The organism is Deferribacterota bacterium (assembly GCA_034189185.1).
Classification (GTDB): Bacteria; Chrysiogenota; Deferribacteres; order Deferribacterales; family UBA228; genus UBA228.
The window spans coordinates 24552-32546 of sequence record JAXHVM010000004.1 but is presented as its reverse complement, the minus strand read 5'-3'; the positions used below and the strand labels follow the sequence as shown (position 1 = coordinate 32546).

Below are 7995 nucleotides of genomic sequence, written 5' to 3'. Positions count from 1 at the left end.
GGAGGGATATTATCTTATAGCGCTCTAAGATAAAGCTAACAAGAAAAGCTAGAATATTGCCAATAACTGTTCCGATAACTCCAATTAATAACCCTTGCTTTATAAAAATTTTCCTTATTAAAGATTCTGATGCGCCTACAGATCTTAACATGGCTATATCTTTTTCCTTATCTTTAACTGTAATAGTAATCAAACTTACAATATTAAAGGATGCCACAATTACAATTAATATAAGTATTAAAAACATAGCAATTTTTTCAAGTTTTAGTGCTGAAAAAAGGCTCTTGTTCATTGATAGCCAATCTCTAGCTACAAAGGGAACTGACAAAACCTCTTGAATTTTGCTTGCAACATCTTTAGCCATATCAAAGTTCTCAGCCCTTACTCCAAAGGCATCGACAACATTCCCTGTTTTAAAAAATTCTTGGGCTGACTTTAGACTTATAAAGGAAAAGGATGCATTATAATCATATATTCCACAATCAAATATGCCAACAACTCTAAAACGTTTTAAAAGTGGAACATATCCAAAGGGCCCCTTAGATCCCATAGGCGATATTATTGTAATATTATCACCTACAAAAGCACCTAATTTCAATGCTAGTTCTCTACCTAGTAATATCTCATAGCTTTCAGCTTCCTCGTTAATTAATCTTCCATCTACAATAAATTTCTCAAGATCTATAACATTTTTCTCTAGGCTAGGTTCAACTGCCTTTACAACAGCCCCTGTAGAACCCCTTGAGGAGCTAATCAACACTTGATTCATCAAAAAAGGGGATGCTGCCTCTACACCATCAATCTTTTTTATCTTTTTAAGTATGGGTTGCCAATCACTAACCGATGATTTATCTATGCGATTTACCACAATATGTGCATTTATACCCAAAATCTTATTCTTTAAATTATCTTCAAAACCAATCATTACATTTATAACAATAATAAGGGTAGCAACACCCAAGATGATGCCTAATATTGAGATAACTGATATAAATGAAATAAATCTTTCAGATCTTTTAGAAAATAAATACCTTAAAGATATAAAATTATCTACACCCAAGGATTACTCCCACTCAATTGTAGCAGGAGGTTTGGAGCTAATATCAAATACTACTCTATTTATTCCATTAACCTCATTTATAATTCTGTTAGAAATATCCTCTAACAAATAATGACTTATATTATGACAACTTGCAGTCATTCCGTCAACTGAGTCAACAGCTCTTAATGCTAAAACATATTCATATGTTCTTTTATCCCCCATAACTCCTACTGTCTTAATTGGTAGAAGCACTGCAAAAGCCTGCCATATTTTTCTATATAAACCATTCTTTTTTAACTCTTCAATGAATATATAATCTGCTTCTCTTAATATAGAGAGCTTTTCTTCTGTAACTTCACCTAATATTCTAACTGCAAGTCCAGGCCCTGGGAAAGGGTGCCTATATATTAGCTCTTCAGAAAGCCCTAACTCTAAACCTACACGTCTTACCTCATCCTTAAATAGATCTCTTAATGGCTCAACAAGTTCTAAATTCATTGTTTCTGGCAGCCCACCTACATTGTGATGTGATTTTATAGTAACTGCAGAAGAACTGTCTCCAGCAGATTCTATCACATCAGGATATAATGTACCTTGAGCTAAAAACTTAACATCACTCAACCCCTTTGCTTTTGACTCGAAAATCTCAATAAATTTACGACCTATAATTTTTCTCTTCATTTCTGGGTCAGTTATCTCTTTTAATGCACTAATAAACTCATTACTTGCATCAACATAGATCAGCCTATACCCTAAGGTATCCCTAAAGGTCTTCACTACAATGTCGTGTTCATTTTTGCGTAATAGACCTGTATTTACAAAAATTGTTATTAGGTTATCCCCAATTGCCCTATGCAATATTGCTGCAGTCACTGAAGAGTCTACCCCACCACTTAATGCACACAAAATCTTATTATTACCAACCCTTTCCTTAATATATTCTACATTCTCTTTGATAAAATTCTTTGGAGACCAAAGACGCTTACACTTACATATTTTAACAATAAAATTGTATAATATCTTTTTGCCATATTTTGTATGGCTAACCTCTGGGTGGAATTGTAAGGCGTAAATCTCTTTATCATCTTTTTTTATTGCAGCATATTCTGCCCCTTTCGCTTTAGCTAAGTTGGAAAAACCTTTTGGCAGTTTGCTAATTAAATCACCATAACTCATCCACACTATAAAGGAATTTTTCTTTATACCCCTAAAAAGTATATCGTCTTTTATGAGAAGGAGACTACTCTTACCATACTCCCTTTTTACTCCTTTTGTGATGACCCCTCCAAAATAATGGGTAACCACCTGCATACCATAGCAAATACCCAGTATAGGAACACCTAAACTAAATATTCTCTCATCTATATATGGGGCATTCTTTTCATATATACTATAAGGGCCACCAGATAAGATAATACCCTTAATATCTTTTATATCACTAAAAGAATCTATTTTTTTGTTATATGGCACAACCTCACTAAAAACACCAATCTCACGGATTCTTCTAGCAATCAGCTTTGTATATTGAGAACCATAATCAATAATAATAATTTTTTCGGAGTATATATTCATAATTTATGTAATAATCCAATAATTTGGAGCTTCCTTTGTAATTATAACATCATGTGCATGGCTTTCCTTTAAGCCTGCATTTGTTATTTTATAAAACTTTGCTTTCTTATGTAATTCTTTTATAGTTCTACAACCTGTATAACCCATACCAGCCTTTAAGCCTCCAACAAGCTGATAAACAGTCTGGGATAAATCACCCTTATAATGAACCCTTCCTTCTATCCCCTCAGGCACTAATTTACTTTCATTTTCTAAGGACTGGCTATATCTTGTAGCTGACCCCTTCTTCATTGCAGCAATAGAACCCATACCCCTATATACTTTAAAGCTTTTACCTTGGAACAGCTCTATATCCCCTGGAGATTCTGTTGTGCCTGCAAATAATGACCCAATCATAACTGCACTGGCGCCAGCCGCCAAAGCCTTAGCTATGTCTCCTGAATATTGTATTCCTCCATCAGCAATAATTGGGACACCTTTTTTTTCAGCCTCCTCATAACAATCCATAATAGCTGTTATCTGCGGAACCCCTGCACCTGATACAACTCTTGTAGTACATATTGAACCTGGACCAACTCCTACTTTTACAACATCAACCCCTAGATCTATTAACTCTCTTGTCCCTTCAGCAGTTGCAACATTTCCTGCCATAAGTGGTATATCAGGTAATAATTCTTTAATTTTTTTTATCATATACGCAGTATTCTTTGTATGTCCATGAGCAGTATCGATCACCAAAATATCAACCCCTGCTTGAGCTAAAGCTTTTGCTCTATCAATATCATCATCATATGTTCCAATGGCAGCACCAACACTTAACCTTCCAAGCTTGTCCTTAGTTGCAAAAGGATACTTTATCTTTTTATTTATATCTTTAATTGTTATTAGTCCTTTAAGATAAAAATCTCTATCTACAATTAACAATTTCTCTATCTTGTGTTTCTGTAGATACCCCTTGGCCTCTTCTAAAGTAACCCCAACGGGTGCTACTACCAATTTTTCTTTTGTCATATATTCATCTACCGTTGCCTCTATATTATCAATAAATCTCAAATCCCTGTTAGTAATTATACCAACTAACTTACCTTTCACAGTGACAGGTATACCACTAATCTTATATTTGCTCATCAATTCAAGGGCATCTTTGACCTTTTTATCAGGACTTATTGTTATTGGGTCAACTATCATACCACTTTCAGACCTTTTAACCTTATCAACCTCTTCTGCTTGCTCATCAATGGTCATATTTTTGTGAATAACACCTAATCCACCATTTTGTGCAATAGCAATAGCTAACCTAGCCTCAGTTACTGTATCCATAGCTGCACTTAAAATTGGTATATTTAAAAGTATATTCTCTGTTATCTTTATAGAGGTATCAGCCTCGTTAGGTAAAAAATCACTTTTTTGCGGAATTAATAAAACATCATTAAATGTTAATGCTTCTTTTACTATTTTATTCATTCTAATAACCCCAATCTCTACAATATCTAAAATCTTTGTCTATAGTTCTCGTACTTATCTTTGCAATCACTGGTAGTTGCCTTTTAAATTGCGATCTTCTAATCATCTCTTTTATGCTGTAAATCATATTCTCTTTAAAACCCAATTCAATTAAACCTTGAATATCAATTCTACGGTCAACCATGCTATACAATAGCTCATCAATCTCAGTATATCTATATCCTAATTCCTTTTCATCTGTCTGCCCTACCCATAAATCTGCAGATGGCGCCTTATCAATAATATTATCAGGTATTCTCAAATATCTAGCAAGTTGCCAAACATATGTCTTATATAGATCTCCCAGTGGATTAATTGCACTTGCCAAATCACCATACCATGTGCCATAACCAAGTAAGAGTTCAGTTTTATTAGATGTGCCTAAAACCAAGCCATTCACCTTAGCAGACATATCAAAAAGTATTGACATCCGTATTCTTGCCAATAAGTTACCAATCCTTTTACTATTAATATTTTCTGCTTTATCTATATATGGATCTGCCATATTTGTAATATCTATAATCTCATAATGTACATTTAGTGATTCAGCAAAGTTTTTTGCATCATTTATATTTTCTTTGCTACTTAGTTTATACGGTAGTATAAAGGCATACACATGGTTTAAACCCACAGCCATTGAAGCTAGTTTCAATGATAATGAAGAATCAACACCCCCACTTAAACCAACTACAATATTATCAAGCCCTACTTTTTTTGACTCCTCATAAATAAAATTAGTTAGAATCTTTTCGGTCAAAACATTATCTAACTCTAAAATATTAATCCTCCAAAATCTTATCTATATTTCTATGAAAAGGAGAGCTAATGCGAGCCCTTTTTATTGCAGACAAATCTAATTCACACTCCTTATAAGCATTTTCAAATAAGGGTAACTCATGCAATAATGTGCCAAAGGGATCAAAGATCATAGAGCCACCCCAAAAGGTTATCCCCTCTTCAACACCTACTCTATTTACAAATGTTACATAACTTGAACAACCCATTGATATAAATCTATTTGTATTATACCACAATGATCTAGAATAGAAGTCATTCTTATATACACCTCTTGCTGGACTATTTGACACAATAACAATAAATGAGACTTCTTTCCTAAAAATATTATGGATAGTTATAATATTAAGAGCATCTTCACATATTAAAATCACAGTTTTACCAAATTTTGTATCAAAAACTTTGAATTTTCTGCCCCCTGCAAAATACCTACCTTCTTCAAACATTGTATAATCGGGCAAAAAGACTTTTTTATGTATATTTTTAAACCCACCATCCTCTAAAAAAGCTGAAGCATTATATGCCAGATGATTCTCATCGATATATACAAATCCTAAAATAATAGAAATTTTATTAGAGAGCTGCAACAAAGGCTTAAAGATCGAGTCATTTTCATTAATGGCAACATCATAGGTTAAATCCCTTAAACAATAACCTGTTAACGACAACTCAGGAAAAATAACAAGATCACAGCCCTCTTCTATTGCTTTTTCAATAATCGTTCTATGTGTCTCTAAATTTTTATTAATATCACCCAATATTGGTCTAAATTGGCTTATATATATTTTATGTTTCATCATTTCTTATAAAATGGCCACTCTTTCCACCTTTCTTTTCTATAAGTTTTATATCTGAGATAACCATATCCTTATCAACAGCCTTGCACATATCATATATTGTTAATGCTGTTGTTGCAACAGCAACTAATGCCTCCATTTCTGCTCCTGTTTTTCCATTCACCTTGATTGTTGATATAATCTCTATCTCTTTTCTATCTCTATTTGTATTAACAGTTATGTCTATAAATTCTATTGGTAATGTATGACACATTGGGATAAATTCATCTGTCCTTTTTGCGGCCATATAACCGGCTATTCTCCCAGTTTCAATTACATTTCCTTTATGCATTCTACCTTCTTCTATAGCCTCAATTGTGGCTTTCTTTGCAAATATTTTGCCCTTTGCCCTTGCCATTCTTTCAGTAATTTTCTTATTTGATATATCAACCATTCTGCTTTTTCCGTCTTCATCTATATGTGTAAACTCCATTATGGACACTCCTTAAAAGGTTCTTTAATGTTTGTATACATATCCACAAATCTTGATAAATCTTCTTGTAAAACACTCATATCTCTCTCATAGTTTGGTTTTAACCTATACGCTACATATGGTTTAAGAGAACCATCCTTATTAGTTAAAATTCTTATCTCATACATATCATTTTGTATTAATTGCATATTATAAAATAATAAATAAATTAATTTATCAACTATTTTATTTAATTTATATTTATCATTACCTATCTTATTATGTAAAGTGTTATCAATTTTTTTACATTTGTAGATTAATTCTAAATTAAAATTAGTCCCATTTAGCTTATAATCATGAAATAAGAACTGTGGTATAACCCCTAAAGTTTTAAAATATTCAGCATCTGATAATTTTTTATTAAATTTTGTCAATATTGTTTTTATATTGCTTACAACCTTCTTTTCTTCATATATTGTCCCACTGTCTTTTAAAACATTTTTAAAAGTAATATACTTTTTTTGGACAAAACCATATCTATAATTATTTATCTTTACCTTATAATAATTATTTTCTTCACCAGCAATAATAACAGTCTGTCCGTCATATAGCCTAACAAGCTTTTTTGCATCTTTATTAGGCTTTAACAGTATAAATGTACCCCCCTTAACTACACCCAGTCTCTCTATATAATCATTAGCAAACAAGAAGGTATAAAAGATTAATAGTGTAAAAATTAATCTATATATTAAACCTAAAATATAAGATGTCCCCATCTTTTATAATATAGTCCTTCCCCTCTAATCTCACTTTTCCTTCCTTCATCAATCTTGACCAATTCTTAAAAGTCATAAATGTATCATAATCAACAACCTCAGCCCTAATAAAGCCTCTTTTAATATCATTATGTATAATACCAGCTGCATCAACTGCCTTTGTACCCCTTATTACTGTCCACGCTCTAGCCTCTTTCTCGCCAGCTGTATAAAAGGTTATAAGATTTAGTTTATTATAACACCTTCTAATTAAGATATTTATTACAGGCTCAATCATATTATAACTATTTAAAAATTCTTTTTTCTCACTATCACTTAACTCAGATAATTCCCTTTCAAGTTTACAACAAATCTTTATAAGCTCTTCATCTTCAACTAAGCTTTCTTTTAATGATTTGACATATTTATTATCATTTGCCAAGGCATCCTCATCAACATTGGCAATATATATATAGGGTTTAACTGTTAAAAGGTTATACTCTTTTATTAAGCCTTTTTTCTCTACACTTAAAATATTGCCTAGCCATTTTCCTTTTGAAAGTTGTTCAGTTGCATACTCTACAACATCTAACTTTTCTTTAACCTTCTTGTCACCTGTTTTATAAAGTTTACTAATCTTCTCTCTTACCCTATCAAGGATCTCTAGATCTGAGAGTATTAACTCTGTTTTTAATATCTCTATGTCACTAATTGGGTTTATATTATCTGTAACATAGGTAACGCTCTTATCCTCAAAACATCTTATAACAAAAGCAATTAGATCAACATTTCTAATATTTGCTAAAAACCTATTGCCTAGGCCTTCGCCTTTACTTGCACCCTTTACTAAACCCGCTATATCAACAAACTGGATAGTAGTAGGTGTTATAACTTTAGAGCTAGAAGATTCCCCAATTTTATACAACCTTTCATCTGGAACATTTACCACTGCAATATTTGGATCAATAGTTGTAAAAGGAAAATTCCCTTCCTTTGCTTGTCCATGTGAAAGAGCGTTAAAGAGTGTTGATTTGCCAACATTTGGCAAACCAACAATACCCACCTTTAAATTCATTAAAT

At 32.3% G+C, this 7995-nt stretch carries 8 protein-coding genes; all 8 read right to left on the bottom strand.

The window, feature by feature from the left end; genetic code table 11:
* Positions 1-1060: ABC transporter permease (locus SVN78_00715; protein ID MDY6820127.1), on the bottom strand; the 1060-nt coding region annotated here is incomplete at its 3' end.
* A gap of 3 nt (positions 1061-1063) precedes the next feature.
* Entirely contained in the window at positions 1064-2614 is a 1551-nt protein-coding gene (gene guaA / locus SVN78_00710) for a glutamine-hydrolyzing GMP synthase (protein MDY6820126.1), read from the bottom strand.
* Between the two features lie 3 nt (positions 2615-2617).
* Positions 2618-4078 carry an IMP dehydrogenase gene (gene guaB / locus SVN78_00705; protein MDY6820125.1) on the bottom strand — a complete coding sequence of 487 codons (1461 nt, stop codon included), beginning with the start codon at positions 4076-4078 and terminating at the stop codon, positions 2618-2620.
* 1 nt (position 4079) lies between these two features.
* Positions 4080-4901 carry an NAD+ synthase gene (locus SVN78_00700; GenBank protein ID MDY6820124.1) on the bottom strand — a complete coding sequence of 274 codons (822 nt, stop codon included), beginning with the start codon at positions 4899-4901 and terminating at the stop codon, positions 4080-4082.
* Positions 4897-5712, bottom strand: coding sequence for a nitrilase-related carbon-nitrogen hydrolase (locus tag SVN78_00695; protein ID MDY6820123.1), 816 nt, complete (start codon positions 5710-5712; stop codon positions 4897-4899). Before SVN78_00695 ends, SVN78_00700 begins: the two co-directional genes overlap by 5 nt.
* On the bottom strand, positions 5699-6181 hold the full coding sequence (gene moaC, locus SVN78_00690; GenBank protein MDY6820122.1) for a cyclic pyranopterin monophosphate synthase MoaC: 483 nt from the start codon (positions 6179-6181) through the stop codon (positions 5699-5701). Before moaC ends, SVN78_00695 begins: the two co-directional genes overlap by 14 nt.
* Positions 6181-6936: an SH3 domain-containing protein gene (locus SVN78_00685; protein MDY6820121.1), complete on the bottom strand. Its 756-nt coding sequence runs from the start codon at positions 6934-6936 to the stop codon at positions 6181-6183. The genes moaC and SVN78_00685 overlap by 1 nt, the downstream gene beginning before the upstream one ends.
* Positions 6902-7990, bottom strand: coding sequence for a redox-regulated ATPase YchF (gene ychF, locus SVN78_00680; GenBank protein ID MDY6820120.1), 1089 nt, complete (start codon positions 7988-7990; stop codon positions 6902-6904). Before ychF ends, SVN78_00685 begins: the two co-directional genes overlap by 35 nt.
* Positions 7991-7995: the final 5 nt, after the last annotated feature.

Excerpts from the sequence above, each read along its gene's own strand:
- guaA (MDY6820126.1), bottom strand. The coding sequence starts at position 2,614 with ATGAATATATACTCCGAAAAAATTATTATTATTGATTATGGTTCTCAA.
- guaB (MDY6820125.1), bottom strand. The coding sequence starts at position 4,078 with ATGAATAAAATAGTAAAAGAAGCATTAACATTTAATGATGTTTTATTA.
- SVN78_00695 (MDY6820123.1), bottom strand. The coding sequence starts at position 5,712 with ATGATGAAACATAAAATATATATAAGCCAATTTAGACCAATATTGGGT.
- moaC (MDY6820122.1), bottom strand. The coding sequence starts at position 6,181 with ATGGAGTTTACACATATAGATGAAGACGGAAAAAGCAGAATGGTTGAT.
- SVN78_00685 (MDY6820121.1), bottom strand. The coding sequence starts at position 6,936 with ATGGGGACATCTTATATTTTAGGTTTAATATATAGATTAATTTTTACA.
- ychF (MDY6820120.1), bottom strand. The coding sequence starts at position 7,990 with ATGAATTTAAAGGTGGGTATTGTTGGTTTGCCAAATGTTGGCAAATCA.